Source organism: Herbaspirillum sp. VT-16-41 (assembly GCF_001994935.1).
Lineage (GTDB): Bacteria > Pseudomonadota > Gammaproteobacteria > Burkholderiales > Burkholderiaceae_D > Herbaspirillum > Herbaspirillum frisingense.
The window spans coordinates 282,800-309,314 of the sequence record NZ_MUXB01000095.1 but is presented as its reverse complement, the minus strand read 5'-3'; the positions used below and the strand labels follow the sequence as shown (position 1 = coordinate 309,314).

The 26,515-nt window shown below is 62.0% G+C and carries 20 protein-coding genes; 16 read left to right on the top strand and 4 right to left on the bottom strand.

Annotated features, from left to right (window positions below):
- Window positions 1-98: 98 nt before the first annotated feature.
- The 3 genes from lysA to BTM36_RS08295 all read left to right on the top strand — a co-directional run bounded on the left by lysA (window position 99) and on the right by BTM36_RS08295 (window position 4,353).
- A complete protein-coding gene (gene lysA, locus BTM36_RS08305) occupies window positions 99-1,400 on the top strand; it encodes a diaminopimelate decarboxylase (RefSeq protein WP_077235883.1) in 1,302 nt (433 codons plus the stop codon).
- Between the two features lie 319 nt (window positions 1,401-1,719).
- Complete coding sequence (locus BTM36_RS08300) at window positions 1,720-2,622, top strand: phage tail protein (RefSeq protein WP_077235882.1); 903 nt, start codon at window positions 1,720-1,722, stop codon at window positions 2,620-2,622.
- 273 nt (window positions 2,623-2,895) lie between these two features.
- Complete coding sequence (locus BTM36_RS08295; RefSeq protein ID WP_077235881.1) at window positions 2,896-4,353, top strand: sodium:solute symporter family protein; 1,458 nt, start codon at window positions 2,896-2,898, stop codon at window positions 4,351-4,353.
- A gap of 58 nt (window positions 4,354-4,411) precedes the next feature.
- On the opposite strand, the gene BTM36_RS08290 is transcribed toward BTM36_RS08295, so the two are convergent.
- Window positions 4,412-5,611: an ATP-binding protein gene (locus BTM36_RS08290; RefSeq protein ID WP_077235880.1), complete on the bottom strand. Its 1,200-nt coding sequence runs from the start codon at window positions 5,609-5,611 to the stop codon at window positions 4,412-4,414.
- 336 nt (window positions 5,612-5,947) lie between these two features.
- Between BTM36_RS08290 and otsB the strand changes: the two genes are divergently transcribed.
- The 13 genes from otsB (at window position 5,948) to BTM36_RS08225 (ending at window position 21,061) form a co-directional block, all read left to right on the top strand.
- Complete coding sequence (gene otsB, locus BTM36_RS08285; RefSeq protein WP_077235879.1) at window positions 5,948-6,694, top strand: trehalose-phosphatase; 747 nt, start codon at window positions 5,948-5,950, stop codon at window positions 6,692-6,694.
- Between the two features lie 75 nt (window positions 6,695-6,769).
- Entirely contained in the window at window positions 6,770-8,659 is a 1,890-nt protein-coding gene (locus BTM36_RS08280; protein WP_077235878.1) for a glycoside hydrolase family 15 protein, read from the top strand.
- Window positions 8,659-10,053 (top strand): alpha,alpha-trehalose-phosphate synthase (UDP-forming), encoded by a 1,395-nt coding sequence (gene otsA / locus BTM36_RS08275; RefSeq protein ID WP_077235877.1) that lies wholly within the window; start codon window positions 8,659-8,661, stop codon window positions 10,051-10,053. The genes BTM36_RS08280 and otsA overlap by 1 nt, the downstream gene beginning before the upstream one ends.
- A 180-nt stretch (window positions 10,054-10,233) precedes the next feature.
- The gene (locus tag BTM36_RS08270; RefSeq protein ID WP_077235876.1) at window positions 10,234-10,593 is read left to right on the top strand and encodes an FmdB family zinc ribbon protein; all 360 of its coding nucleotides are present in this window, start codon (window positions 10,234-10,236) and stop codon (window positions 10,591-10,593) included.
- Window positions 10,594-10,611: 18 nt separating this feature from the next.
- Window positions 10,612-11,247 (top strand): DUF502 domain-containing protein, encoded by a 636-nt coding sequence (locus BTM36_RS08265; RefSeq protein WP_006464134.1) that lies wholly within the window; start codon window positions 10,612-10,614, stop codon window positions 11,245-11,247.
- Between the two features lie 98 nt (window positions 11,248-11,345).
- Complete coding sequence (aspS, locus tag BTM36_RS08260) at window positions 11,346-13,151, top strand: aspartate--tRNA ligase (RefSeq protein WP_077235875.1); 1,806 nt, start codon at window positions 11,346-11,348, stop codon at window positions 13,149-13,151.
- A gap of 425 nt (window positions 13,152-13,576) precedes the next feature.
- Complete coding sequence (locus tag BTM36_RS08255) at window positions 13,577-14,878, top strand: MFS transporter (RefSeq protein WP_077235874.1); 1,302 nt, start codon at window positions 13,577-13,579, stop codon at window positions 14,876-14,878.
- Between the two features lie 8 nt (window positions 14,879-14,886).
- On the top strand, window positions 14,887-16,116 hold the full coding sequence (locus tag BTM36_RS08250) for an amidohydrolase family protein (RefSeq protein ID WP_077235908.1): 1,230 nt from the start codon (window positions 14,887-14,889) through the stop codon (window positions 16,114-16,116).
- Window positions 16,117-16,258: 142 nt separating this feature from the next.
- Complete coding sequence (locus BTM36_RS08245) at window positions 16,259-17,164, top strand: LysR substrate-binding domain-containing protein (protein ID WP_077235873.1); 906 nt, start codon at window positions 16,259-16,261, stop codon at window positions 17,162-17,164.
- A gap of 51 nt (window positions 17,165-17,215) precedes the next feature.
- A complete protein-coding gene (gene nudB / locus BTM36_RS08240; protein WP_077235872.1) occupies window positions 17,216-17,719 on the top strand; it encodes a dihydroneopterin triphosphate diphosphatase in 504 nt (167 codons plus the stop codon).
- Between the two features lie 54 nt (window positions 17,720-17,773).
- Complete coding sequence (locus tag BTM36_RS08235) at window positions 17,774-18,571, top strand: endonuclease/exonuclease/phosphatase family protein (RefSeq protein WP_006464128.1); 798 nt, start codon at window positions 17,774-17,776, stop codon at window positions 18,569-18,571.
- A 2-nt stretch (window positions 18,572-18,573) separates the two neighbouring features.
- Complete coding sequence (locus tag BTM36_RS08230) at window positions 18,574-19,737, top strand: phosphatidylserine/phosphatidylglycerophosphate/cardiolipin synthase family protein (RefSeq protein WP_077235871.1); 1,164 nt, start codon at window positions 18,574-18,576, stop codon at window positions 19,735-19,737.
- Between the two features lie 148 nt (window positions 19,738-19,885).
- Window positions 19,886-21,061 (top strand): acetyl-CoA C-acetyltransferase, encoded by a 1,176-nt coding sequence (locus BTM36_RS08225; RefSeq protein WP_006464126.1) that lies wholly within the window; start codon window positions 19,886-19,888, stop codon window positions 21,059-21,061.
- Window positions 21,062-21,175: 114 nt separating this feature from the next.
- On the opposite strand, the gene BTM36_RS08220 is transcribed toward BTM36_RS08225, so the two are convergent.
- The 3 genes from BTM36_RS08220 to BTM36_RS08210 form a co-directional block, all read right to left on the bottom strand.
- Window positions 21,176-22,819, bottom strand: coding sequence for a DUF6396 domain-containing protein (locus BTM36_RS08220; RefSeq protein WP_306460533.1), 1,644 nt, complete (start codon window positions 22,817-22,819; stop codon window positions 21,176-21,178).
- Between the two features lie 102 nt (window positions 22,820-22,921).
- Complete coding sequence (locus tag BTM36_RS08215; protein ID WP_306460532.1) at window positions 22,922-24,559, bottom strand: DUF6396 domain-containing protein; 1,638 nt, start codon at window positions 24,557-24,559, stop codon at window positions 22,922-22,924.
- A gap of 14 nt (window positions 24,560-24,573) precedes the next feature.
- Window positions 24,574-26,493: a phosphatidylserine/phosphatidylglycerophosphate/cardiolipin synthase family protein gene (locus BTM36_RS08210; RefSeq protein WP_077235869.1), complete on the bottom strand. Its 1,920-nt coding sequence runs from the start codon at window positions 26,491-26,493 to the stop codon at window positions 24,574-24,576.
- Window positions 26,494-26,515: the final 22 nt, after the last annotated feature.

The following is a 26,515-nucleotide window of genomic DNA, read 5'->3' as shown; positions in this document are numbered from 1 at the left end:
GCAATATCGCAAAACAGCCGCAAAGCGGTGCCGAACCCGTCCAGCGCGGTCGGCGCCGGATTCCCCAACAGTTCAGATTTCAGATTTCCCGGATATCCATGTCCCACTTTTCCTACCGCAATGGCGCTCTGCACGCCGAACAGGTTTCGCTGCAGGCGCTGGCCGAGCAGTTCGGTACGCCGCTCTACGTCTATTCCAAGGCTGCCCTGGTCGAGAATTTCTCGGCCTATGCCGATGCCTGCCGCCAGGCCGGTCGTGCCGAGGGTGCAAATGGTGCAAGGGGTGGGGCGCTGGTGTGCTATTCGGTCAAGTCCAACTCCAACCTGGCGGTGCTGAACCTTCTGGGTCGTCTGGGTTCGGGCTTCGACATTGTCTCCGGCGGTGAGCTGCTGCGCGTGGTGGCCGCCGGCGGCGATGCCCGCAAGGTGATCTTCTCAGGCGTCGGCAAGGGCCGCGACGAGATGAAGCTGGCCCTGGAACATGACATTCTCTGCTTCAACGTCGAATCCATCCCCGAGGTGGCGCGCCTGAACGAAGTGGCCGGCGCCCTGGGCAAGCGCGCCCGCATCTCGTTGCGGGTGAACCCGAATGTGGATGCCAAGACCCACCCCTATATCTCCACCGGCCTGAAGGAAAACAAGTTTGGCGTGGCCTATGAAGATGCGCTGAACTGCTACCGTGCCGCCGCCGCCCTGCCCAATATCGAGGTGGTCGGCATCGATTGCCACATCGGTTCGCAATTGCTGGACGACTCGCCGCTGCTGGAAGCGCTGGACAAGATCATCGACATGGTCGACACGCTGGAGTCCGAGGGCATTCACATCCATCACCTCGACATCGGCGGCGGCATTGGCATCCGCTACGACGACGAGCAACCGGTGGCCATCGGCGACTACCTGGCCCGCGTGTTCGCCCGGGTCGACGCCTGGCGCGCCAGCAAGTACGACGGCCGTCCGATCCAGGTCATGTTCGAACCCGGCCGTTCGGTAGTCGGCAATGCCGGCCTGCTGCTGACCGAGGTGCAATACCTCAAGCATGGCGAAGGCAAGAATTTCGCCGTGGTCGACGCCGCCATGAATGATCTGATGCGCCCGGCCATGTATGAAGCCTGGCACGGCGTGAAGACCGTCAAGGAAAATGCCGGCCAGGCACGCATCTATGATGTGGTCGGTCCGGTCTGCGAATCCGGTGACTGGCTGGCACGCTCGCGTGAGCTGGCCATTGGCGAAGGCGACCTGCTGGCCCTGATGTCGGCCGGCGCCTACGGCATGACCATGGCCTCCAACTACAACACCCGCGGCCGCGCCGCCGAGGTGCTGGTCGATGGCACGCAGGTGCATCTGGTCCGCCAGCGCGAGCAGCCGGCCGATCTGTTTGCGCTGGAAAAGATCGTCGACTGAGTTTGTTGTCGTTCCAATAAGCGGCAGCCCCGGAAACGCGGCTGCCGTTTCCTTTTCAACAGCGTTTATTGATCGGCCGGCAATACGCGCCAGTGCTGGGCCTCAGATATTTTTTGCAGAGCCGCATTTTTGTTTTGCCTTTCAGAAATTTGGGAGCAAAATAGCCGTCCGTCCAAAGAACAAATAACGCATCTCGACAAGCCTGGCGCGCGAGCAGCAACGCGCCACCGGAGACCAGGCAAGCCAACAGGCCACAGGACGACAGGGAGAAGACCATGCCACCGGGACGGTGGTCGGTAGCGCAACACAGGGGAATTCCATGCAAGTCCTGGAACGCACAGAGGGAGATCGCGACAAGCGGGTGCACGGCGAGGGCGCCGAAGGCGATCTGGCGCCTGCGCATCCTGGCGCCTCCACATCCATCGCATCATCACCAGCAGCATCGACTGCACCCAGCGCCGAGGAGTTGGAAGTCCGTGCCTCGCATATCACCGCCGCCGCCGTGGCTGCAGCTGCCGTCACGGCCGCCGTGGTGACCGCCGCCGGCGAGGAAGCCACGATGCGCGCCGAACGCGTGGCACAGGAGCAGCCCGAGGCGAGCCGCCGCCCGGCGCCCAGCGGCCCGCGCAGCGAACCGCAGGTGGCAGCCTCCACCCGTGGCGCCATGCTGGTCTCGCTGTTGACGCTGGCCATCATCGGCCTGGCCCTGTGGCTGGGTGCGCAATGGCCGCAACGCTCGCTCAAGCCGATGCTGACGCAATTGCCGAGCTTTTCCCGGCCCGCGCCGGTAGCACCTGCTGCCGCAGTCCAGCCGGCTGTCGAAGAAAGCAGCGCAGCGGCCAGCCTGGAGGCACCCGGACCTGACGCCATCGCCCAGTTGCAGCAGGAAGCCGATGAAAAGGCGCGTCTGCTGGCACAGAAGCGCGCCGCCGCCGAGGCCCGCCATCGCCGCGAGGATGCCGCCCTGGCCCTGCGCGAGCAACGTCGGCGCGAAGCCGAGGCACAACTGGCCAATGCCCGCGCCCAGGCCGAGCGCGCCCAGGCGGCGGTCACCCCACCACCAGCGGCGGCGTCTCCGGCTGCGCCATCCCTGGCAGAGCAGGTCAAGCAATGCAGCGCGCTGTCGCTGTTCGCCCGCGAGAGCTGCCTGTGGAAGCTATGCGACGGCAAGTGGGGCAAGAATGGCTGCCCCTCCTACGAGCGCAATAACGAAGGCGCCTGAGCCGGCGCCGCTGCAGCCCCTCTTCCTCCCCTCTCCCTTTCCGGATTGTCTGGATTGTCAGATACGGCCCGGCCGGTACCGCCCTCACGGGGCGCGCCCAGCCGGGAGCAATTCTTGCTTGCCTGAAGGCCGTCGGCGCATGACGGCAAGCCCGCCTGTGGTCCCCCCACGAAAGATGAAAAGTCTTGCCGCAAGCGGTTTTGCGAACGGTTTTTGCCGTTGACTTGCCGCTATAATGCGCGTTTTTCTTCCCTTCCCTGCAAGGAAAAAGGCATGAATGCACTGCTCTGGTTCGTCGTCCTCTACTGGGTCATCTCGGTGGCCATCGGTCTGTATGCCACCCGATACGTCAAGAGTTCGAAGGACTATGCCGTCGCCGGCCGCTCGCTGCCGATGTCGGTGGTGACCGCGACCGTGTTTGCGACCTGGTTCGGTTCGGAAGCGGTGCTGGGGGTGTCTTCCACCTTCCTCAAGGAGGGCCTGGGCGGCATCGTGGCCGATCCCTTCGGCTCTTCGCTGTGCCTGATCCTGGTCGGCGTCTTCTTCGCCAAGCGCCTGTACCGGATGAATCTTCTGACCATCGGCGACTACTACAAGAAGCGCTTCGGCCGCGCCGCCGAGATGCTGGTGACGATCTGTATCGTCATTTCCTACCTGGGCTGGGTGGCCGCGCAGATCAAGGCCCTGGGCCTGGTCTTCAACGTCGTCTCGGGCGGCTACATCCCGATGCACTGGGGCATGATCATCGGCGCCGGCAGCGTGCTGATCTATACCCTCATGGGCGGCATGTGGGCCGTGGCCATCACCGACTTCCTGCAGATGATCATCGTGGTGGTCGGCATGCTCTACATCGGCTACGAAGTCTCGGGCATGGTCGGCGGTCCCGGCGTGGTGATCGCGCATGCGGCCGAGGCCGGCAAGTTCAACTTCTGGCCGGCTGCCGAGCTCAAGGACGTGCTGTGGTTCTTCGCCGCCTGGATCACCATGATGCTGGGCTCGATCCCGCAGCAGGACGTATTCCAGCGGGTGATGTCGTCCAAGAACGAAAACGTGGCCCGCAATGCATCCATCCTGGGCGGCGTGATCTATTTCTTCTTCGTCTTCATCCCCATCTTCCTGGCCTACTCGGCCACGCTGATCGACCCCGCCATGGTCTCGCGCCTGCTGGAGACCGATTCCCAGCTGGTCCTGCCGACCCTGATCATGGAAAAGATGCCGGTCTTCGCCCAGGTGATGTTCTTCGGCGCCCTGTTGTCGGCCATCAAGAGCTGCGCCAGCGCGACCCTCCTGGCCCCCTCGGTGACCTTCACCGAAAACGTGCTCAAGGAAATTCGTCCCTGGAAGAACGACCGTGAATTCCTCTTCACCATGCGCGCCGTGGTGCTGGTCTTCACCATCGGTGTCACCGCGCTGGCGCTGAACAGCCAGTCCAGCATCTACGAAATGGTCGAGAACGCCTACAAGGTCACCTTGGTGGCGGCCTTCGTGCCCCTGGCCTTCGGCGTCTACTGGCAGCGCGCCACCCGCCAGGGTGCATTGATGGCCATGGTGCTGGGCCTGGTGTCCTGGATCACGCTGGAATACACCGCCCCGGAAGGCCTCTGGCCGCCGCAACTGGCCGGCCTGCTGTTCTCCATCGGCGGCATGGTGGTCGGATCGCTCATGCCCCAGGTGCTGGCACCGGTGGCCCCCATCGCCGTGGCACCGGCCGAGGGAACGGTCCAGTCCTGAGTTCTTCTTGCCTGCCTGAAACGGTCGCCCGGCTCCGCCGCGCGACCGTTTTCTGTTTTCATGCTTCCGTTGGGTCCCAGTCTGCGGTGGGGATGATGCGTTTCATGAACTCATCGAAGAGTGGGACGGTAAAGGCCGTATCCCCGTGCGTCGGGCTCCATATCATCCCTTTTGCGATGAGACTGCTGCGCAGGGGGCCCAAGGAAGAGCTCTCGCGGCCCAGCTTGGCGGCGATGTCCCCTGAGCGGTGCGGGCCGGCCCCCAGCTCTGCCATTGCCCTCAGATACTTCTTCTCCGCCGGCGTCAGCCGATCAAAACGTACCCGGAAGAAGCTCTCATCCAGTGCCGCGACTGCTTCGACCGAGGCGGTTTCTACGTCCTGTCGCGTGATGGGGCTGCTGGTTGCGACATCCCATGCGTGCTTGCCCCATTCCTGCAGGAAATAGGGATACCCCTTGGTGAAACCGATGATCAGGTTCACTGCATCGTTGTCGACGTCCACGCCTTCATCATGTGCCGGCTTGACGATGGCGTCGGCGGCGTCGGCCGCGTCCAGCGGACCTATTATCGGGAAGTCAAACAAGCGCTCAGAATAGGACTTGGCTTCTCCCATCCTGCCGCGGAGCTGAGGCAATCCGGCGCCGACGACCACCAGCGGAAGTTGCAGTTGCGCACAGCGGTGCAGGGCCGATGTCAGTGCTGCCAGCTGCTTTTCGGGGACATACTGCAGTTCATCGATGAAAATGGCGACAAGCGTGCCGGCAGCGTGTGCTGCGGCCCCGACCTGCTCCAGCAACATCGTCAAATCACCCTCCAGGTCGCCGTTATCGGCAAGGCCCGGCTCTGGCTCGTAGTCGAGTCCGACTTCAACATCGTTGAAGGTGAGCTTCATCTTGCCGACGAATCCTGCAAGGGCGCGCAAGCCGCGAATGGCGACGTCCTTTGCCTGTTCCATACGGCTCAACTTGAGCAGGCCGATACGCAGTTGCGGTGCCAGTACGGCCGGGAGCGATCTCCCTTCAGGTGCTTCAATGCGGATCGTCACCACTCCGGAACCCTCGGCATCCTTCATCATCTGGTCCAGCAAGACCGTCTTGCCGACACCGCGCAGACCGACGAGCATCATGCTCTTGGCGGGTTTGCCACGGCGTAGCCTTTCAATGCATAGGCGCATCTTCGCCCGCACTTCATCACGTCCGGCAAGCTCTGGCGGAGGACTGCCGGCACCCGGCGCGTAAGGATTCAGGATAGGGTCCATATATACAAGCTTTAGGTAATTTATGTAATTCTCATAAATTAGCTAAAATCAGTAGAAGAAACAAGGTCGAAGGAAGTGGCGTTGCGTAAGACCATGGTCAGGCTGCTTGTCGCGGCTGGATTCCCAAGATCGAGGAGTCGATGGGGGCGTGGGGTGGATCGGTTAGGGCTTGTTCACTAGCCCCTTGACCTAAAACTGGCTATGTTAGTCAGAACTGCTGGGCTAGCCGCTGTCAAAGGATCTTAATAGACCGCTTTTCGACGTAATTTGATATCAATCTAGAAATAGATTGAGCCGAAACCGGAACTTATTTGCTTTCCATCAACCTGAAATGACATGACTGAGCAAACTCGCCCCTACGATTTTGCTGCCGATGCGTTGTTTCTGGATTTCGACGGCACCCTGGTCGAACTGGCGCCACAACCCGAAGAGATCGTGGTGCCGCCGGAACTGATCACGCTGTTGCAGCGACTACAACAAGAATCGGACGGCGCGCTGGCCATCGTCAGCGGCCGTCCCCTGGACCAACTCGACTTCTTCCTGGCGCCGTTGCGCCTGCCGGCCGCGGGCGTGCACGGCGCCGAACGGCGTACCGCCGATGGCCGCATCCTCCAGCAGCCGGTGCCGGACGTGCATCACCTGCGCGAGCGCCTGCTGCCGCTGGTGGAGGGCAATCCCGGTCTGCAGCTGGAACTCAAGCGCGGCGCGCTGGCACTGCACTATCGGCATGCCGCTCACCTGGAGCAGCGCTGTGTGGAAACCATGATGGACGCCCTGCGCCACGAACCCGGCTTTTCCATGCTGCACGGCAAGATGGTGGTGGAGGCCAAGCCCCACATCAACAAGGGTGACGCGGTGGCGGCGTTCCTGCATGAAGCGCCGTTCCGCGGGCGTCGCCCGGTCTTCATCGGTGACGACGTGACCGATGAAGCCGGATTTGCCATCGCCCAGGCCGAGACCTATGGCGGCCTGGGCATCAAGGTCGGTACCGGCCCCAGTCAGGCGCAGCAGCGTCTGGCCGGTCCGGCCGCGGTGCTGGCCTTGCTGCGAGAGGCCATCCCCGCACGCAGCCTCAGCGGATGACCGCCCGGGCGCAGCACGCGCCCATCATCGCCTTCCATCAAGAAATCTGACCCACAGAACAGAGCACGAGGAACCATGAGCCAGCCCAGCCCCGACCCGCAACAGGAAGCGCAGCCGCAACCGCACTCGCAGACCCAACATTCCGAACAGCCGCACCTGGCCGCCCAGGCGCACGACATGCCCTCCACCTCCTCGCTGGACCTGGGGGTGATCGGCAACTGCGCCTTCTCGGCGCTGGTGGACAAGATGGGCCGCATCGTCTGGTGCTGCCTGCCGCGCTTCGATGGCGACCCGGTCTTCAATGCCCTGCTGGACCCCACCGACAATGGCGCGCTGTGGGCCTTCCAGCTGGAGAATTTCTCTCACAGCGAGCAGTGGTACGAACCCAATACCGCCGTGCTGCGCACCCGGCTCTACGATACGCTGGGGCAGGGCATCGAGATCACCGACCTGGCGCCGCGCTTCCAGAGCCGTGGCCGCTTCTTCCGCCCGCTGCAGCTGGTGCGCCGCATCCATCCGCTCTCCGGCGCCCCGCGCATGCGGGTGGTGTTGCGTCCGCGCTTCGACTGGGGCCGTGATATCCCGGCGCAGACCCGCGGCAGCAACCACATCCGCTATGTCGGTCCCGATCAGACCCTGCGCCTGAACACCGATGCGCCGATCAGCTACATCGTGGACGAGACCGCCTTCGTGGTCAGCCGCCCCTACAACTTCATCCTGGGTCCGGATGAAACCCTGCACGGCGGCATCAACGACACCGCCCGCGATTTCGAACAGGAAACCACCGCCTACTGGCGCAACTGGAGCCGCGCCCTGGCCACGCCGCTGGAGTGGCAGGATGCGGTGATCCGCGCGGCCATCACTCTGAAGCTCTCGGTCTTTGAAGACACCGGCGCCATCATCGCCGCCATGACCACTAGCGTGCCCGAGGCACCGGGCAGCCAGCGCAACTGGGACTATCGCTATTGCTGGCTGCGCGACGCCTTCTTCGTGGTACGCGCCCTGAATAGCCTGTCCGAACTGGGGACAATGGAAGACTACTTGCGCTGGCTGACCAACGTGGTGGTGCGCTCCGGCGGCGGCCATGTGCAGCCGCTTTATGGCATCGGCCTGGAAGAAGCGCTGCCCGAGCAGATCCTGGACCACCTGCCCGGCTACCAGCACCACCAGCCGGTTCGCGTGGGCAACCAGGCCTACGAACATTTCCAGCACGACGTCTACGGCAACATCGTGCTGGGCGCGGCCCAGGCCTTCCACGACATGCGTCTGCATCATCGCGCCGGGGCCGAGCATTTCCAGCATCTGGAAGCCGTCGGCGAGCGCGCCTACGAGGTCTATAGCCAGCCTGATGCCGGCATGTGGGAGCTGCGTACCCGCTCGCGCATCCATACATCATCAGCATTGATGAGCTGGGCCGCGTGTGATCGCCTGGCCAAGATCGCCGCGCGGGTCGACCTGCCCGAGCGGGCCCGCTATTGGGGCGACCGGGCCAAGGAAATCGGCGACCGTATCCTCACCGAAGCCTGGAACGAGCAGCGCCAGGCCTATGCCGAAAGCTTCGGTGGCCGTGATCTCGATGCCAGCGTGTTGCTGATGGTGGAGGTGGGCCTGATTGCGCCGACCGACAAGCGCTTCATTTCCACCGTCGAAGCCCTGGAAAAGTCGCTCTGCGATGGCCCCTACATGCGCCGCTACGAAGCGCCGGACGACTTCGGCCGGCCCGAGACCGCCTTCAATATCTGCACCTTCTGGCGTATTGATGCGCTGGCCCGCATCGGCCGCAAGGAGCAGGCCCGTGAAATCTTCCAGGCCATGCTGGATGCCCGCAACCACCTGGGCCTGCTGTCCGAGGACACCCATCCGGTCACGCGCCAGATGTGGGGCAATTTCCCGCAGACCTATTCGATGGTGGGCATCATCAACTGTGCAATGCGCCTGTCGGCGTCATGGGAGGCGGTGATCTGATGTCGCGACTCGTTGTTGTCTCCAATCGCCTGGCCGATCCCCGCAAGCCCGCCGCTGGCGGCCTGGCGGTGGCGCTGGGCGAAACCCTGAAGAAGACCGGCGGCCTGTGGTTCGGCTGGAGCGGCAAGGTGGTCGAGAACGGCACGCCCGGCGAGGGCGAGCTGCGCGTGAACCAGGCCGGTAGCGTCACCCTGGCCGAGTTGGACCTGTCGCAGGAAGACCACGACGCCTACTACCGTGGCTATGCTAACGGCGTGCTGTGGCCGGTGTTCCACTACCGGCTCGACCTGGCGCACTTCGAGGCCGGCCATCTGGGCGGCTATCGGCGCGTGAACCAGCTGTTTGCGCGCAAGCTGTTCCCGCTGTTGAAGCGCGATGACATCGTCTGGATCCACGATTACCACCTCATCCCGCTGGCCGCCGAGTTGCGCGCCATGGGCTGCGAGGCGCGCATCGGCTTCTTCCTGCACATCCCGCTGCCCCCGCCCCCCATCCTGACCGCCATTCCCTCCCACGAATGGCTGATGCGGGCGCTGTTCGCCTACGACCTGGTGGGCTTCCAGAATCACGCCGACCTGCAGCACTTTGCCCAGTACGTCCAGGCCGAAGCCACGGCCGAGCCGGTCGGCCCCAACCAGTTCCGCGCCTTCAACCGCACGGTGCATGCCAATGCCTTCCCGATCGGCATCGACGTGGCCGAATTCCAGCGCCTGGGCCAGGCCAAGGAAGCGCGCGACACCTATGAAAGTACCAAGGCCGAATACTCGCGCCGCCGCCTGCTGATCGGGGTGGATCGGCTGGATTATTCCAAGGGCCTGCCGCAGCGCATCCGCGCTTTCCGCGAACTGCTGCGCCTGTATCCGGAAAACCGTCACAGCGCCACTCTGCTGCAGATCGCCTCGCCCAGCCGCGAAGACGTGGAAGCCTACGGCGACATCCAGCGCGAGCTGGAAAGCCTGTGCGGCTCCATCAACGGCGATTTCGGCGACTTCGACTGGATGCCGATCCGCTACATCCACCGCACCGTGGCCCGCCGCCGCCTGCCGGGCCTGTACCGCGCCTGCGCGGTCGCGTTGGTCACGCCCTTGCGCGACGGCATGAACCTGGTGGCCAAGGAATTCGTCGCCTCCCAGGATGAGGATGATCCCGGTGTGCTGGTGCTGTCGCGCTTTGCCGGCGCGGCCGAGCAGATGAAGCAGGCGCTCATCATCAACCCCTACGACACCCACGGGGCGGCCCAGGTGATCCAGCAGGCCCTGCAGATGTCGCAGTCCGAGCGGCGCGAGCGCCATGCCGCCTTGATGGAAAACATCCGCCAGTTCGACGTCCATTGGTGGTGCCGCGAATTCCTCGACACCCTGCGCAGCAGCCGCGCCGCTCCCGTCGAAGGCTGACTGCCCACCGGGGCAGGGTAGGGGGAGGGCAGGCCCCGAAACTTTCTCAAAAGCAAACACTTTGCCGGCGCGGCGGGGCATGCCGTCGCGCGCCAGCATCGCCGCCGCCGGCCGGTTCACTAAAACTCCGCCAAAAGCCTTTATAATTCAGGGTTTTGGAAGTTTTTTGCGGAGTTAGTCATGCCCATTTACGCGTATCGCTGCGAAGCGTGTGGTTTTGCCAAGGATGTCTTGCAGAAGATCTCCGACGATGCGTTGACCGTTTGCCCCTCCTGCCACCAGGACAGCTTCAGGAAGCAGCTCACTGCAGCCGGCTTCCAGTTGAAGGGTTCCGGCTGGTATGTCACCGATTTCCGCGGCAACGGCAGTGGTAGCGCCAACAGCAAGGGTGCCACCGGCACCGGCATTGCCGGCGCCTGCGAGGCTCCGGCCGCAGCAGGTGACGCGGCTGCTGCAGCACCCGCGGCCCCGGCGGCCGCCACGCCAGCACCAGCGGCAGCGCCGGCGCCTGCTGCGCCCTCTACCCCCAGCGCAAGCTAACGAGGCCTTCCTTCCCCCATGCGCAAATACTTCATCACGGGTCTGCTGATCCTGGTTCCCCTGGCCATCACGCTATGGGTACTGAACCTGATCATCAGCACCATGGACCAGTCACTGCTGCTGCTGCCAGAGGCCTGGCGCCCGCAGCACTGGCTGGGCCACAACATCCCCGGCCTGGGCGCGATCCTGACCTTGCTGATCGTGTTCCTGACCGGCCTGGCCGCGCGCAACTTCATCGGGCGTCGCCTGGTGCTGGTGTGGGAAGGTTTCCTGACCCGCATTCCGGTGGTGAAGTCGATCTATTCCAGCGTCAAGCAGGTCTCCGATACGCTCTTCTCGCCCTCCGGCAATGCCTTCCGCAAGGCCGTGCTGATCCAGTATCCGCGCCAGGGTTCGTGGACCATCGCCTTCCTGACCGGCGCCCCGGGCGGCGAGGTGAAGAACCACCTGGCCGGTGACTTCATCAGCGTCTACGTTCCCACCACGCCCAACCCGACCTCCGGTTTCTTCCTGATGCTGCCGCGTGCCGATGCCATCGAACTCGACATGTCGGTCGATGCAGCCCTGAAGTATGTCGTCTCGATGGGCGTGGTCGCCCCCGAGATGGCGGCCGACAAGAAGATCATCACCGACGCCGCGGCGCCGAAGAATTGACGGGGCGGCCGGTGCCACGCGGCCCGGCCAGCCCCGCCTTCGCCCTTAGCGTCTTCTCTCACGAATCCAACAAGAACACTGTCAACGGAATCACAACCATGTCCATGCGAACCCAATACTGTGGCCTCACTACCGAGGCACTGCTCGGCCAAACCGTCAGCCTGTGTGGCTGGGTGCACCGTCGCCGCGATCACGGCGGCGTGATCTTCATCGACCTGCGCGACCGCGAAGGCCTGGTCCAGGTGGTTTGCGACCCGGACCGCGCCGATGTCTTCAAGAACGCCGAATCGGTGCGTAACGAGTTCTGCCTGCGCATCACCGGCCTGGTGCGCAACCGTCCTGAAGGCACCACCAACGCCAACCTGAAGTCGGGCAAGATCGAAGTGCTGTGCCACGAGCTGGAAGTGCTGAACCCGTCGGTGACGCCCCCGTTCCAGCTGGATGACGACAGCCTGTCCGAAACCACCCGCCTGACCCATCGCGTGCTGGACCTGCGCCGTCCGCAGATGCAGAACAACCTGCGCCTGCGCTACAAGGTCGCCATGGAAGTGCGCAAGTTCCTGGATGGCCAGGGCTTCATCGACATCGAGACCCCGATGCTGACCAAGTCCACCCCGGAAGGCGCCCGCGACTACCTGGTGCCTTCGCGCGTGAACGCCGGCGAATTCTTCGCCCTGCCGCAGTCGCCGCAGCTGTTCAAGCAGCTGCTGATGGTGGCCAACTTCGACCGCTACTACCAGATCACCAAGTGCTTCCGCGACGAAGACCTGCGCGCAGACCGTCAGCCTGAATTCACCCAGATCGACTGCGAAACCTCCTTCCTGAACGAACAGGAAATCCGTGACCTGTTCGAAGGCATGATCCGCCTGGTCTTCAAGAACGCCCTGGACATCGACCTGCCTGACCCGTTCCCGGTGATGGACTTCGCCACCGCCATGGGCATGTATGGTTCGGACAAGCCGGACATGCGCGTCAAGCTGGAATTCACCGAACTGACCGACGTCATGAAGGACGTCGACTTCAAGGTCTTCTCGGGTGCCGCCAACAGCGAAGGCGGCCGCGTGGTCGGACTGCGCGTGCCGGGCGGTGCCGAAATGCCGCGTTCGGAAATCGATGCCTACACCCAGTTCGTCGCCATCTACGGCGCCAAGGGCCTGGCCTACATCAAGGTCAACGAAAAGGCCAAGGGCCGTGACGGCCTGCAGTCGCCCATCGTCAAGAACATCCATGATGCGGCCCTGAACGCCATCATCGAAAAGACCGGCGCCCAGGACGGCGACCTGATCTTCTTCGGTGCCGACAAGGCCAAGGTGGTCAACGATGCCATCGGCGCGCTGCGCGTGAAGATCGGCCACAGCGATTTCGGCAAGAAGAACGGCCTGTTCGACGACGCCTGGCGTCCGCTGTGGGTGGTCGACTTCCCCATGTTCGAATACGACGAAGACGGCCAGCGCTGGGTCGCCCTGCACCACCCGTTCACCTCGCCCAAGGATGGCCACGAAGACTTCATCTCGACCAATCCCGCAGCGGCCATCGCCAAGGCCTATGACCTGGTCCTGAACGGTTGGGAACTGGGCGGCGGTTCGGTGCGTATCCACCGCGCCGACGTGCAGAGCAAGGTGTTCCGCGCGCTGAAGATCGATGACGAAGAAGCCCGCCTGAAGTTCGGCTTCCTGCTGGACGCGCTGCAATATGGCGCGCCCCCGCACGGTGGCATCGCCTTCGGCCTGGACCGCCTGGTCACCATGATGGCTGGCGCCGAGTCGATCCGCGACGTGATCGCCTTCCCCAAGACCCAGCGCGCCCAGTGCCTGCTGACCCACGCCCCTTCGGCGGTGGACGAGAAGCAACTGCGCGAGCTGCACATCCGCCTGCGCAATACGGAGCCGGCTGTGAAGGCCTGATCGATTTATCGGTTTTCTCGATAAACCCATCGAAAAGCGCGTGCAGGAATGCACGCGCTTTTTTATTTTTATAAATGATATAAATTTTATTCTTGCGTAACATCAGGCGGGATTCCGGTCGTCGCTGCGACCCGACGTCCGTTCGTCCTGAGTAGCGGCATCGCCGCGTATCGAAGGCACGCCTTTGCCTGCTCGCCGACCCGCGCAGGAGCGTCTTCGATACGGCCCTGAAGGGCCTACTCAGTCCGAACGGTTCCAGATGGATTCACGTGAGGACCCGCTTGTGGTTCTTGAGTCCACATTTCCCGGAACCTGAATCCATGCATGCGCTGCAAGCATGGCGGCATGCACAGATATCATTTCCGCCAGGCCCCCTCGCACCCTATCATCGGCCGGATATTCAACGTCCGACATGAGGGGAAAGCATGCAAGGAACGACATTACCAGCCGGCGGGATGCCGCTGGTCAGCAACCACCAGCGCCGACGCGCCATCATTGCCACCGTCATCGGCAACGGCCTCGAATGGTTCGACTTCACCGTCTACAGCTTCTTCGCGGTGATCATCGCCAAACTGTTCTTCCCGACCGGCAATGACCTCACTTCCTTGCTGCTGGCCGTGGCCACCTTCGGCGTCGGTTTCTTCATGCGCCCGGTGGGCGGCATCCTGCTGGGTATCTACGCCGACCGCGTGGGTCGCAAGGCAGCGCTGTCAGTGACCATCCTGTTGATGGCGGTGGGTACCACCATGATCGGCCTGGCACCGACCTATGAAAGCATCGGCCTGTTCGCGCCGCTGATCATCGTCGTTGCACGTCTGCTGCAGGGCTTCTCGGCCGGCGGCGAAATGGGCAGCGCCACCGCCTTCCTGACCGAATATGCGCCTGAGCGCGAACGCGCTTTCTATTCCAGCTGGATCCAGGCCAGCATCGGCGTGGCCGTGCTGCTGGGCGCCGCCGTCGGTACCTTCGTCACCTCCAGCCTGAGCCCGGAAGCGCTGTCCAGCTGGGGCTGGCGCCTGCCCTTCCTGCTGGGCATCATCATCGGCCCGGTTGGCTACTACATCCGTAACCACCTCGAAGAGACCCCGACCTTCCTCGAAGAAAAGGACAAGACCGACTCGCCCCTGAAGGAAGTGATCCGTAACTTCCCGCGCGAGACCTCGGCCAGCTTCTCCATGGTGATCCTGTGGACGGTCTGCACCTATGTCTTGCTGTTCTACATGCCGACCTATTCGGTCAAGGTCCTGAAGCTGCCGCAGACCACCGGCTTCATCGCCGGCATGGTGGGTGGACTCTGCATCATGGTCTTGGCACCCATCGTCGGTCGCATGGCGGATCGCATCGGCCGTCGTCCGCTGCTCTCCGGTTCGGCCGCGCTGATCCTGGTACTGGCCTATCCCATGTTCGCCTACATCAACAGCGCGCCCAGCCTGTCGACGCTGCTGATCTTCCAGCTGGTCTTCGGCACCCTGATTGCGGCGTACACCGGCCCCATCCTGGCGGCGTTCTCGGAACTGTTCCCGGCCAAGGTGCTCTCCACCGGCCTGTCGGTGGCCTACAACCTGGCCGTGACCATCTTCGGCGGCTTTGCCTCCTTCTTCATCACCTGGCTGATCGCCGCCACCGGCAGCACCATGGCACCGGCCTTCTACGTGATGATCGCTGCCGCCATCAGCTTCGTCGGCACCCGCTTCGTGCGTGAGCCGCAGTATCTGCAACAACATTGATTTTCGCCATGACCAAGATTCTCCTGAAGGGCGGTAACGTCCTCGACCCAGCACTGGGCAGCCTGTTCCCGCGCCATGATGTCCTGATCGAAAAAGACCGTATCATCGATGTCTCCGCCACGCCCCTGGATGTCCCGGGCGCACGTGTGATCGATGTGGCCGGCAAGACCGTGATGCCGGGCCTGATCGACTGCCACGTGCACGTGCTGGCCTCGCTGGCCAACCTGGGCTTGAATGCCCTGCAGCCGGGTTCGCTGACCTCCATCCGTGCGTTGCCCATCGTCGAGGCGATGTTGAATCGCGGGTTCACCAGCGTGCGTGATGCCGGTGGCGCCGACTGGGGCCTGGCGCAAGCCATTGCCATCGGCCTGGTGCCGGGTCCGCGCATCTTCCCTTCCGGAAAGGCGCTGTCGCAGACCGGTGGCCACGGTGACTTCCGTCCACGTTCCGATGTGCTGGAGCCCTGCTCCTGCGCCTTCCGCGCCGGTGCCATCGCCCGTGTGGCGGATGGCGTGGACGCAGTGCGTCTGGCCGCCCGCGAAGAACTGCAGAAGGGCGCGACCCAGATCAAGATCATGGCCTCCGGTGGCGTGGCATCGCCCACCGATCCTATCGGCAACACGCAATACAGCGAGGATGAAATCCGCGCCATCGTGGCCGAGGCCGAAGCCGCCCAGACCTATGTGATGGCACACGCCTACACCGGCCGCGCCATCTCGCGCGCAGTGCGGTGCGGCGTGCGCACCATCGAGCATGGCAACCTGGTCGATGCCGATGCCGCCCGCGTGATGCGCGAGCATGGTGCCTTCGTCGTGCCGACACTGGTCACCTACGATTCGCTGGCCCGCGACGGTGCCCGCCTGGGCTTGCCGCCGGATTCCGTGGCCAAGATCGAATCGGTGCGTCAGGCCGGTCGTGACTCGCTGCGCATCTATGCCGAGCATGGCGTGCAGATGGGCTTCGGCTCCGACCTGCTGGGCGAGATGCATCAGGACCAGTCGACCGAATTCCTGATCCGCGCCGAGATCCTGGGCAACCTGGAAACCATCCGCTCGGCGACCTCGATTGCCGCCGCCATCCTGCAGCGCGAAGGTGAACTGGGGACCGTGCGCGCCGGTGCGCTGGCCGACCTGATCGTGGTCGACGGCAATCCGCTGCAGGACATCACGCTCCTGGCCGGGCAGGGCGAACACCTGTCGCTGGTCATGCAGTCCGGCCACATCCACCGCAGTCGCTGATCGTTCGATCGGCACGGCGGCCATCACGGCTGCTGCCCCGCCTGCGCCGCTGCTTTCCCGATCGCATCAGGAAAGCAGCGGCGGGCATGCTTTTCGCTCTACCATCATGGTCTGTTGAAAGAACCGAGCCGGAGCGCCGACCATGCGTATATCACCCCTTCCTCCCCTGCCGTCACTGATCGCCTTCGAAGCCGCCATGCGGCACGGCAGCTTTACGCGTGCCGCCGCTGAACTGCACCTCACACAAAGCGCCATCAGCCGTCAGATCGCCCAGCTGGAGCGCTTCCTGGGCAAGAAGCTGTTCCTGCGCGAACCCCGTGCATTGCGCCTGACGGTCAGCGGCCAGCGCTACGCCGCCCTGGTGCAGCGCCTGCTGGTCGATTGTGCCGAGGCCACCGAAGACATCATGAAGCGCAAGGGCCACCAGGAGTTGACGGTAGCCTGTTCGCAGGGCGTGGCCGTGCTGTGGCTCACGCCCCGGCTGGCGCGCTTTCGGGCGCTGCACCCGGATTGCCACCTGCGCCTGATCGTCAACGACAGTCTGGCGCAGCTCTCCGAGACCGACTTCGACATGGGCATCTACTTCCTGCGCGACGGCCCACCCTCAGGGATGGCGGCGCGTCGGCTGTATGACGAAGAGGTGTTCCCGGTCTGTTCGCCCGCCTATCTGGACGGCCGCACCCTGAGCCCGGCCGAGCTGCGCCACGAGACTCTGCTGATGCTGGAAGACGGCCAGCGGCAATGGATGTCCTGGCAAAACTGGATGGCCCACAACGGCATGCCCGATGTCCGCATCGAGCACCAGATCCTGTCCAATCAATACCCCGTGCTGTTGCAGCTGGCCATGGAAGGACAGGGCATCGTGCTGGCCTGGCGCCACATGATCGATGCCTGTATGGAACAGGGGCTGCTGGTGCGCGCCTGCGAGGCCAGCGCCAGCCTGGGGGGCGGCTATTACGCCGTCTGGCCGCGCGACCGCATCGAGCACGCCGCTGCGCGTGCCTTCCGCAGCTGGCTGGTGGCCGAGAGCGAAGCGTCCCTGCTCTGAGTCGGCGCCATCCCGATACAATGGAGGCTTTGCTGCAGCCCGGACAGCCCCATGACGCAAGCCAAGCCCTACAAGATTCCCGAATCGGTGCTGGTGGTGATCCACAGCGCCGACCACCACGTACTGCTGATCGAACGCGCCGACCAGCCCGGTTTCTGGCAATCGGTGACCGGTTCCAAGGACTATCCCGATGAAGAGCTGTCGGAGACTGCCCGACGCGAAGTGCAGGAAGAAACCGGCATCATCGTCGCCGACGCCGGCGTAGAATCAGACGATGGTGGCGGAAACCGCGTGCCGCGTGCGCATCTGCGCGACTGGCAACTTTCCAACATCTATGACATCTATCCGGTCTGGCGGCACCGCTATGCGCCCGGCGTGACCAGGAACACCGAGCATGTCTTCGGCCTGCTGGTGCCGCGTGACATCCCGGTGACGCTCGCCCCGCGCGAACACACACGCTACGCCTGGCTGCCTTACCGCGAAGCGGCCGACCGCTGTTTCTCGCCGTCCAATGCGGAGGCAATCCTGCAATTGCCCAGCTACCTGGCCGGCTAGCCCGACAGCAGCGCCAGGACGGAACCGGACAAGAACAAGAGAAAGGTTGCATCGATGAAGCTGCGCATTGCCACATACAACATCCACAAGGGCGTGACCTCCTTTGCCGGACGGCCGCGCATCCTGGCGCTCAAGCAGGCGCTGGCGCAACTGGACCCGGACATCCTGTTCCTGCAGGAAGTGCAGGGCCGGCATGATCTCAACGCCCTGCGCCACGCCGCCAATTGGCCGCAGCAGGGCCAGCACGAATACCTGGCCGGTGACACCCACCACGCCGCCTACGGCATGAATGCCGTGTACGACCATGGGCACCATGGCAACGCCCTGATCTCGCGTTTCGAGATCGCCTCCATCCGCAACCAGGACGTCTCCGACCATGCCTATGAATCGCGCGGCATCCTGCACTGCGTGGTGCCGGTGGAAGGCGTGGACGTGCATTGCTACGTGATCCACCTGGGCCTGTTCGCCGGTGGCCGCCGCCGCCAGACCGATGCGCTGATGCAGGCGGTCAGTACGTCCTCGCCACCGGATGCGCCACTGGTGATCGCTGGCGACTTCAATGACTGGACCAACCAGCTGAGCCGCACGCTGTACCAGAACCTGGGCGTGGTCGAGGTGTTCGACCAGCCGCAACCGAACGCCCGCGGCGTCATGCAGGGCCTGCGCCGGCTGGGTGGCCTGTCGGCACCGATCCGCCCGGCCCGCACCTTCCCGGCCATGATGCCGTGGCTGCGACTGGACCGCATCTATGTCCGTGGTTTCCGGGTGGAAACGGCGCAGGTGCTCAAGGATGGTCCGTGGGCGCGCCTGTCCGACCACGCGCCCATCGTCACCGAACTGCATCTGGCCTGATCTTGCGCCACCTCGCCTTTTCCGACGGCAACCAGATTGCCTTGCTGCACAGTGGCGCGGGTTTCTATCCGGCCCTGATCACCGCCATTGATACGGCCCGGGTCGAGATCTACCTCGAAACTTATATTTTTTCGCTCGACGATACCGGCGTGCTGGTCTGCGAGGCGCTGCAACGCGCCGCCGGGCGTGGCGTGGTGGTGTATGTCATCAACGACTGGCTTGGCACCGGTCGCGAAAACACTAACAAATTGCGCCTCGCCCTGAGTGCCGCCGGTGTGCAGCATCGTTCCTTCAACCCCTGGTTCCGGCGCGGCGTGGCGCGCAGTCATCGCAAGCTGTGCGTGGTGGACCGCCAGGTGGCTTTCGTTGGCGGACTCAACATCAATGACGACATGGTTTCCGACCGCGACCATGCGATGCCCCTGCCGGCGCCGCGCTGGGATTTTGCCGTCAGCGTGGTCGGACCGCTGGTGCAGGATATCTACCGGGAAGTGCAGGCCCAGTGGCTGCGCGTGGGCCGCATGAAACTGAAGGCGCGCTGGCGCAATTTCAGGCGCCTGCGCCACGGCCATAGCGGCCCGGTACACGACCAGACCCAGGCCGCCCTGGTGGTGCGCGACAACTTCCGCAACCGCCGCACCATCCAGCGCGCCTATCTGCAGGCCCTGGGGCGCGCCCGCGAGAGCGCGTTCCTCGCCAATCCCTATTTTGCACCCGGCCGCAAGATGCGGCGTGCCCTGGAAGAGGCGGCCATGCGCGGCGTCAAGGTGACCTTGCTGCTGGGCGTGGGGCAGTTCCTGATGCAGGATGCGGTGGCGCATTCCTTCTATCCCAAGCTCTTGCGTGCCGGTGTACGCATCGTCGAATACACCCATACCGAGCTGCATGCCAAGGTGGCCGTGGTGGACGACAAGTGGGCCACGGTCGGCTCCAGCAACTATGATGGCCTGTCCCTGTTCGTGAACCAGGAAGCCAACGTGGTGGTCCAGGACCCGGCCTTCGCCGGCTACCTGCGCCAGGAGATCGAAGCCGGCGCCGCCCTGGGCCGGGTGGTGCACCTGTCGGACTTTCTGCATGTGCCCTGGTACAAGCGCGCCGCCTATGGCGCGGCCTTCCTCCTCTATCGGACGGTCATCCACATCATCACCCTAGGGAAAGATGCCTGAGGGAGGCCCTGCCTCTATCTCGCCCTGGCTTGATTTACCGAAGATTCACCGTATCGCATTCGCAGCTGAAATGGGATAGGATGACCATCCCGGTTTTCGACAGGCAGCCGCGCGCGGCTTCCTGCCATTTCAATAAAAGGAGCGAGTTATGGATGATGTGGTCATTGTCGCAGCACAGAGAACGGCGATCGGCAAATTCGGCGGTGCCTTGTCGAAGATCGCAGCAGCCGATCTGGGTGCGCAAGTCATCAAGGCCCTGCTGGCCAAGACCGGCATCAAGCCCGAAGCGATCAGCGAAGTCATCCTCGGCCAGGTGCTGACGGCCGGTCTGGGACAGAACCCGGCGCGCCAGTCGGTCATCAAGTCCGGCCTGCCCGACATGGTCCCGGCCTTCGTGGTGGGCAAGGTCTGCGGCAGCGGCCTGAAGGCGGTGCAACTGGCGGCCCAGGCCATCCGTTGCGGCGACGCCCAGATCGTCATCGCCGGCGGCCAGGAAAACATGAGCGCCTCGCCCCACGTGTTGAACAACTCGCGTGACGGCTTCCGCATGGGCGATGCCAAGCTGACCGACACCATGATCGTCGACGGTCTGTGGGACGTCTACAACCAGTACCACATGGGCATCACGGCAGAGAACGTCGCCAAGAAGTTCGAGATCAGCCGCGAAGAGCAGGACGCCTTCGCCGCCGCCTCGCAAAACAAGGCCGAAGCCGCGCAGAAGGCTGGCAAGTTCAAGGATGAGATCGTCCCCATCGAGATCAAGGGCAAGAAGGAAACTGTGGTCTTCGACACGGACGAATTCGTCAAGCACGGCGTCACCGCCGAAGCCCTGGCCGGCCTGCGCCCGGCCTTCGACAAGGCCGGCACCGTGACCGCGGGCAATGCTTCCGGCATCAACGACGGCGCGGCCGCGGTGGTGGTCACCTCCGCCAAGTTGGCGGCCGAACTGGGTCTGCCGGTGCTGGCCAGGATCAAGGCCTACTCCTCGGCCGGCCTGGACCCCAGCATCATGGGCATGGGCCCGGTCCCCGCGTCGCAGCTGACCCTGAAGAAGGCCGGCTGGACCCCGCAGGACCTGGACCTGATGGAAATCAACGAAGCCTTTGCCGCCCAGGCCATCGCCGTGAACAAGCAGATGGGCTGGGACACCAGCAAGATCAACGTCAACGGCGGCGCGATCGCCCTGGGCCACCCCATCGGCGCCTCCGGCTGCCGCGTGCTGGTGACCCTGCTGCACGAGATGGTGCGCCGGGATGCCAAGAAGGGCCTGGCCAGCCTCTGTATCGGTGGCGGTATGGGTGTGGCGCTGGCGGTGGAGCGTTGAATCCGAGGATAGTCTTGACGCGATGATTGTTGTCTCGAGGAAATATGAAGAAGCGCCGGCTTGCGAGCCGGCGCTTTTTTTCATATGGCTGGCGATCACTCTAATATCGAATAATCAAGAGTTTGTTTGAGTAGTCTCGACTTGAGAGAAGTTACGGATCGTGATTTCTTTGCGCCCCGATGGTTGTGGTCGATTGGCCTGATCGAGCCACCGCCATTGGATATCTTTCGGAGAGATATCCAGCCCACGATCACGCGGGTCTGGAAAAGCCTGTCCTTCCTCGACATAGCTCTGGCGGTACCACTGGTTGAAGACCTTGGCCAGGGGATGGCCCGGATCGACGCTACCGTGCCAGATGCCGGTGGCGGGAGCGGGGAGCAGGCCGGTGGAGTGCAACTCGCGAGCAGGCATCGGGACTTCGCGCATCACGCCTTGGGGGACACGCCAGTCGGGAACGTACTTGGCTTCAGGTGCTTGAGGAACCGGGATGCCGAGATAGTGGAAGCGGAAAACGCCATCATCCTTGGTGATTCCTTCAGGGGTCTTGTCGAAGGCTTCGCCGATCTCGTAGCGCATGGGTACCTGCGCGGCATTCCATGCTACTTGTCTGGGTGTGACGGGCTTGCGCAGTTGGGCAAGCCAATAACCACCCATGACGGCATCGGTGTGTAGATGCTGGACCAGATGTCCACCCTGCGGCTCATCAGGAAGGACAAAGCCGTCGGGGATATGCGCGCGACCCTCTCGTAGTGATGCGGGCGAAGGCTTGATGTCATCCAGCGAGACCGTCTTGACGGGCTTGGCACCGTCGATCAGGGATTCTTTTTCGCCGTCCCAATAGGGGAGGACGGCAGGAGGGAGAGGGAGGACCTTGTCGAGATTGGGGAGGCGGAGGTCGGGGTTGAGGTGGAGTAAATCTGCGATGGCCCCATAGCGTTCACCTCTATCTTCGTCCTTCATATGGTTTGCTTTCGTACCTCCAGTATCAAAACCGACCGCCAGGAAAATTGCGCTCATTTCACTACCGAATTTCACACCGTCATGCAGAACCTGCAGTGCTTGGAGATGATCTCCATTCACATCAATTCTTAAGCCAAGATTTGCTGCAGCTTTCCCATTTTCTTGAGAATATCCGCATCTCATTAGTTTGTGTCCGATTGCTCGGTTGGCCCAGATGGCTTTTGTGGGATCATCGTAGGTGGCATCCAGTCTGTCGCCCAAGTAAGCTTGAGCGTCGGAGCTCCCCATCTCCGCTGCAAGAGACCAGAAAGCGTATGCGCGTGTCGCATCTTGATTCACTCCGGTGCCATTCATGTGCAACGTGCCCATGAAATCGTAAGCACGTGGCAGGCCCATCACCATCAGTTCTTCCACTAATTGAATCCCTCGTTCGTTATCTCTTTGTACTCCTTTGCCTTCGAGATATAGGCTTGCCAGGTTAAGCATCGCTTGCCAGTGCCTTTTTTCTGCAGCTTTAGTCCAGAGCTTCGCAGCCTTCTCATAATCTCTGTCATCCGGCCAGAGCTCGAAGCTGGTTGCCGATAGGCCTTCTCTAAACAAGGCTTCCGCTTCCTGGTCTAGTGGCGGTTCGGCGATTTTTTCGTAATTGCAGGCGAACTCTTTACGATGAGGATCAAAGGTCTTAAGTGACATGTTGCGAGGAAGGTTGCTCAGACTGCATGCGGGTATCAGTGCCGTTGAAATAGCGAAGGTGGACAGCGTCATCCATGAAGAGATTTTGGGCGTATTCAAAAGCATTGATGTTTGGAGTTCTAAGTTGATCGTAGGCTAGAAGCCCACTCGCCCAGCAATGGGCGATTTCCGTCACTGCTGCATGCGTGCCTGTCAAATCCTGATGCCTCAGGCACCTTTCTTAATTGCTTCGAGATAAGAAAAGTTACGGATCGTAATTTCTTTTCGCCCCGATGGTTGTGGTCGATTGGCCTGATCGAGCCACCGCCATTGGATATCTTTCGGAAAGATATCCAGCCCACGGTCACGTGGGTCGGGAAAGGCCTGCCCTTCCTCGACATAGCTTTGGCGGTACCACTGGTTGAAGACCTTGGCCAGGGGGTGACCCGGATCGACGCTACCGTGCCAGATGCCGGTGGCGGGAGCGGGAAGCAGGCCGGTGGAGTGCAACTCGCGAGCAGGCATCGGGACTTCGCGCATCACGCCTTGGGGGACACGCCAGTCGGGAGCGTACTTGGCCTCTAGTGCTTGAGGAACCGGGGTGCCGAGATAGTGGAAGCGGAAAACGCCATCATCCTTGGTGAGCCCTTCAGGGATCTTGTCGAAGGCTTCGCCGATCTCGTAGCGCATGGGTAGCTGCGCGGCATTCCATGCGACTTGTCTGGGTGTGACGGGCTTGCGCAGTTGGGCAAGCCAATAACCACCGATGACGGCGTCGGTGTGTAGATGCTGGACAAGATGGCCACCCTGCGGCTCATCAGGAAGCACAAAGCCGTCGGGGATATGTGCGCGGCCCTCTCGCAGCGATGCGGGAGAAGGCTTGATGTCATCCAGCGAGATCGTCTTGACGGGCTTGGCACCGTCGATCAGCGATTTTTTTTTGCCGTCCCAATAGGGGAGGACGGCAGGAGGGAGTGGGAGAACTTTGTCGAGGTTTGGAATCCGAAGGTCGGGGTTCAGGTGAATCATATGGGCGATGGCCAGGTATCGCTCTGCGCGGTCGTGGTCCAGAAATCTGCCGACCAATTCTTTTCCGTGGTCAAAGTTGGCGAAAAGTTTGACTGCACTTTCTTCACTGCCAAACTTGATTCCGTCTTGGAGAATATGTAACGCACGCTCATATTCGCCATCCAAATTGAGTTGCTGACCTAGCAGATATGCAGCTTTTCCATTTTCTTGCGCGTAGCCACATTCGAGCATCTTCATGGCCACGTCCTTATTTCGCCAAAACTGCCCTTTGGGATCGTCGTAAGAGGCTTTGAGTTTTCCACCAAGATGAGCTAAGGCGTCGGAATTTCCTTTAGTGGCGGCGTACGCCCAAAAGGCATATGCGCGAGTTGCGTCTTGCTGAACACCGGTCCCATTCATGTGATATGTACCCATCAAGTCGAATGCCCTCGGCACGCCAAGTTGCATCGCTTTCTCAACCATTTGTACAGCCAGTTCAGTGTTGTGCTCCACGCCAGCCCCTCGGAGATAAAGTGTGGCTAGATTCAGCATGGCACCCCAGTGATTTTTTTCCGAGGCTTTCGTCCAGAGAATGGCCGCCTTTTTGTGGTCCCGATCATCAGGCCAAAGATCGTAACTGGTAACTGCCAGACCTTCTCTGAACCATTGCTCGGCATCGTCGTCGCCTCGCGATTCCTGATTCATTTCATACTGACAGTTGAATTCCTTTTGGTGAGGGTCGAAGGCCGTTAAGTTCATGTTGCGTGGCAGATTTTTCATGACGCATGCAGATGTCGATAAAATTGAGACGATAACTAGGGCAGAGAAAGAAGAGCTTTTGAGCTTATTCAGTTGCATGGGTGCTTTGTCTTTTAGGCGACCCGTAGGTGGGAAGTCCGCTCATCCCGAAATGGCATGAGAAAACCTTGGGCAGGAGTCTGTACGTTTTTCTTAAGACTATTGTCACTTAGAAGATCTTGCCACTTGTTAAATGTCATCTGTATCTCGGACGTGCTGCCATTTCCGCCGCTACACCCTTGCGCATTGTTTGAATGCATAGCGAATACCTCCCGCCGCAATTTCTCACTTAAGCCCGGATCGTCACATCCGATATTAATTTCGGCATCTATTGCCATGCTACGTAGATTCAGATTGGCGCTCCCCAGCGTAAAGAAGGCATCGTCGATGATCATCAATTTGCTGTGTATGTAGATCTCCCGATATTTTTCGCCCTTGCTCTCCCCGGCATGATCGTAAGTCCACAGGCTGGCCACCAGCGTCTTGATGCCGAGTTCTTCCAGTTCCTTCGCAATGTCGGCATTGCTACGGGGCTCAGTATTGGTGCCGGGAATTTTTGGTCCGCGTGCTATTTCGGGCGGGGCGCCATTGTTTCTCTTCCGAAAAACATACCTCTCCAATTCCTGCGGCTGTTGCAGAACAATCAGCTTCTCTTCGCTCTTCTTGTCCTGATTGGGCATTGATGTGCCATGCCCTAGCTCTTTGACGGCGTCATGCGTCGCCGGCACCATATTTGGTTTTTCCGGTGTGGGTATAACCACGAAGACATGCAGATCAGGAAGTTCTTCCAATGGCTTTCCCGCAGCCTTCCAGCCAGCGACGTAACCGCGTCGAAGTTGCTTAAGATATCGAACCCACTCGCCGTATTGGAAATACTGGTTCTCGATGTAGATGTAGTTTGTAGCGAAGCTGGTCGCCTGCCGGTAGAGTCGCTTGATGGACTTGTCACCTTCTTCAATCTGGGTCCGCACGATCTGGGCGCGGTGCCTGGATTTGCCCGCGCGTATCTTGAGACCCGCCGGCGGTGAACGCAGGTCGTGTTCCCGCGCAATCTTCTGCGGGCCGCTAGCGACCCGGTTCCATGCATCGACAAAGTTCTTACTGACGTTGATCAGCACTTCGCCATTGATCCGACAGGCGTAGTCCTGGAACGGCTTGAGTCCCGGCAGTTCGTCGCCACCACCTTCCCAGGATTGGCCACGACGTGGATCGTGGAACAGGTGCTTTTTCGTATCCCAGTAGTCTGTAACGCTGTTCAGACCCATGACATAGCCGACGGCATGTTCGCCCCCTTGATAGTTGTAATCGACAAGAACGGTCTTCTGGTGCGCCGTGGGGAAGAGTGCCAGGGTGCCCTTCTCTGTCAGAGAAGTCGGAGATTCTTTCTCCTGAGCCAGGCTGCTGTAGGCGTCGCTGAAATCGCCGCTGCGGATCAGAAAGGTGAGCGAAGGAATCGCACCGCTGGTCACTTCGAAGTACCACATGGCATTGAAATGCCTGCGGCGCTCGTCGAAGGTCATGCCGTCGGTATATTTTTTTCCGGAAAGCTGTTCATGGTGCCGGATGCGCTCGACCTGCGGCGCGAGGAGCGCACCATAGCCGGGGGTGTTTCTCACATTGATGGACGCAGGATTCTCGTGCCAACACAGCACCCTCACCTGCACCTGCTTACCGTTGTTGTATTTACCAGCCGCAACATCCTTCAGCAGATCCCCCCAGGTCGTGCCGCGCGGCCAGGTATGACCCTTGCGCTCCAGCTCCATGGCGGGATCGAAGCCCCAGCAGATGATCTCCACGCTGTGTCGCGCATTGCGGATGTCTTCCAGGATGCGGGCAAAGCCTTCCTCGCCGCAGATCAGTACCTCAAGCTGGTTGGCGTGATAGATGGGGGAGTTGCTGTCTTCCGGGCGTTCCAGCAGCCATTGGGAAGTTGCCGTGGCGCTGCGCTTCCGCAGGTCGATGGGGACGCTGCCAGGGTGGTGGGTGGTGGTCATGGTGAAAGCTCCGATAAGTGCG